The organism is Hydrogenophaga sp. (genome assembly GCF_030158645.1).
Lineage (GTDB): Bacteria > Pseudomonadota > Gammaproteobacteria > Burkholderiales > Burkholderiaceae_C > Hydrogenophaga.
Window position 1 is genome coordinate 1 of record NZ_JAOASO010000069.1, and the last position, 2,335, is coordinate 2,335.

At 63.5% G+C, this 2,335-nt stretch carries 3 protein-coding genes; all 3 read right to left on the minus strand.

The annotated features are described in order from the left end of the window. Positions 1-303: ATP-binding cassette domain-containing protein (locus Q1W68_RS07150; protein ID WP_300715973.1), on the minus strand; the 303-nt coding region annotated here is incomplete at its 3' end. A 5-nt stretch (positions 304-308) separates the two neighbouring features. Continuing rightward, a complete protein-coding gene (locus tag Q1W68_RS07155) occupies positions 309-1,385 on the minus strand; it encodes a branched-chain amino acid ABC transporter permease (protein WP_300715974.1) in 1,077 nt (358 codons plus the stop codon). 60 nt (positions 1,386-1,445) lie between these two features. Next, positions 1,446-2,321: a branched-chain amino acid ABC transporter permease gene (locus Q1W68_RS07160; RefSeq protein WP_069045327.1), complete on the minus strand. Its 876-nt coding sequence runs from the start codon at positions 2,319-2,321 to the stop codon at positions 1,446-1,448. Positions 2,322-2,335 lie beyond the last annotated feature (14 nt).

The following is a 2,335-nucleotide window of genomic DNA, read 5'->3' on the forward strand; positions in this document are numbered from 1 at the left end:
CACGGTGGCGTGTTCGAAGAGTTCGATGTTCTGGAACGTGCGCGCGATGCCGAGGCTGGCAATCTGGTGCGGCGCCTGGTCGGTCAGGCGCAGCATGCCGTCGGGCCCGGCGTAGTCGATGGTGCCGGTGGTGGGTGTGTAGATGCGGCTGATCAGGTTGAACACCGTCGTCTTGCCCGCGCCGTTGGGGCCGATGAGGGTGAACACCTCGCCGCGCTTCACGTCGAAGCTCACGTTGTTCACCGCGAGCACGCCGCCGAAGCGCACGCTCAGACTTTTCGCCGAGAGAAGGATGTCGTTCATGGTGTTCACTTCAGACGGTCGGACTTTTGGAAGCTCTTCTGCCGCTTGAACATGCCCTTGCGATAGAACGGGAACAGCTGGAAATACGCGCGGATCTTGAGCCAGCGGCCATACAGGCCCATGGGCTCGAACAGCACAAACGCGATCAGCACCAGGCCGTACACCGTCCCCTGCAGGCCGGCCGCCTGGCCAATGGCCGCGGGCAGGAAGTCTTTGCCCAGCGCAATGAGTTGCGGCATCACGATGAGGAAGATCGCGCCGAGAAATGCGCCGTGGATCGAGCCCAGCCCGCCGATCACCACCATGAGCAGCAGGTCGATCGACTGGATGATGCTGAACTGCTCGGGCGAGAGGAACTGGATCTTGTGCGCGTACAGCGCGCCACCGATGCCGGCGAGGGCGGCCGAGAGCGCGAAGCTCATGGTCTTGTAGCGCGCCAGTTGAATGCCCATGCTCTGCGCGGAAATCTCCGAATCGCGGATGGCGACGAACGCGCGCCCGGTGCTGGATCGCATGAGGTTGGCAATGGCCAGCGTGGCCAGCACCGTGACCACCAGGCACAAAAAGTAGAACTCGTTGGTGGACTCCAGCTCCCAGCCGAAGAGCGCCGGTGCATTGACCACCAGACCCGAGTTGCCGCCGGTCACGTGTTCCCAGCGCGCCATGATTTCTTCCACGATGAAACCAAACGCCAGCGTGGCCATGCCGAGGTAGATGCCCTTCACCCGCAGCGCCGGCAAGCCCACCACCATGCCCACCGCGGCCGAGAGCAAACCCGCGCAGGCCAGCGCCAGCGGAAACGGAATGCCCGCGTTGACCATGATGGCCTGCGTGTACGCGCCCACGCCCAGAAAGGCCGCGTGGCCGAGCGAGAAGAGGCCGGTGAAACCCGCCAGCAGCATCAGCCCGAGGCCGACGATGGAATAGATCAGCACGAAGGTGAGCTGGGCCAGCCAGTACTCCTGGATCACCCAGGGCGCGGCCACCAGAAAGAGCCCGAGCAGGCTGTACCAGAAGGTCTGCCCGCCGTGTTTGGCCAACCTGATGTCCTGGTTGTAGTCGGTCTTGAAAAGAAATCTCATGGTTCTCGATCAGTTGGGGTCAGAGCACGTCGCTGCGCGAGTGGTCTGACCCACAAGTCATCACACTTTCTTGCGCAGTTTTTCGCCAAAGAGGCCGTTGGGTTTGAGCACCAGCATGATCAGCACCACGATGTAGGGCGCCACGTCCTTGAAGCCTTCGGGCAGATAGAAGCCCGAGAACGCTTCGACGATGCCGATGATCAACCCGCCCACGATGGCGCCGGGCAGGCTGGTGAAGCCACCCACCACCGCCGCAGGAAAGGCCTTGAGGCCGATGAAGCCCATGTTGGCGTGCACGAAGGTGATGGGCGCGAGCAGCAGGCCTGCAATGGCGGCCACCGCAGCGGCCAGGCCCCACACCAGACCGTTGAGCCGTTTCACCGGAATGCCCATGTAGTAGGCCGCGAGCTGGTTTTGCGACGAGGCCTGCATGGCGATGCCGAGCTTGCTGTAGCGGAACATGGCAAACAGCCCCAGGCACAGCAGACCGGTCACGCCGATCACCACGATCTGTTCGGCCGAGACCACCAGACCGCCCATGCGCAACACCTGGCCGGCGTAGGGCACGGGCAGGGTGTGGGTGTCGGTGCCGATGTTGGGGATCATGGTGATGAGCCCGCGCAGCACGTAGCCCACACCGATGGTCAACATGACGATGGAGAAGGCAGGCTGCCCCAGGATGGGGCGCACCACCGCGCGTTCGAGCACCACACCAAAGAGGCCCATGGCGATGATGGCCGCGGGCACCGCGAGCCAGAAGGGCAGGCCCAGCACCGTCATGGCGGCCAGCGCAGCGAAAGCGCCCACCATCATCAGGTCGCCCTGCGCAAAGCTCACGGTTTCGGTCGCCTTGTAGATCAGCACGAAACCCAGGGCGATGAGTCCGTAGATACAGCCCTGGGCCGCACCGCTGATGAGCAGTTGCAGCAGTTGCACGCATGTCTCCTGTT

What these genes read in the sequence shown, in the direction of transcription:
- Q1W68_RS07155 (WP_300715974.1), bottom strand. Translation starts at nt 1,385, where the DNA reads ATGAGATTTCTTTTCAAGACCGACTACAACCAGGACATCAGGTTGGCC.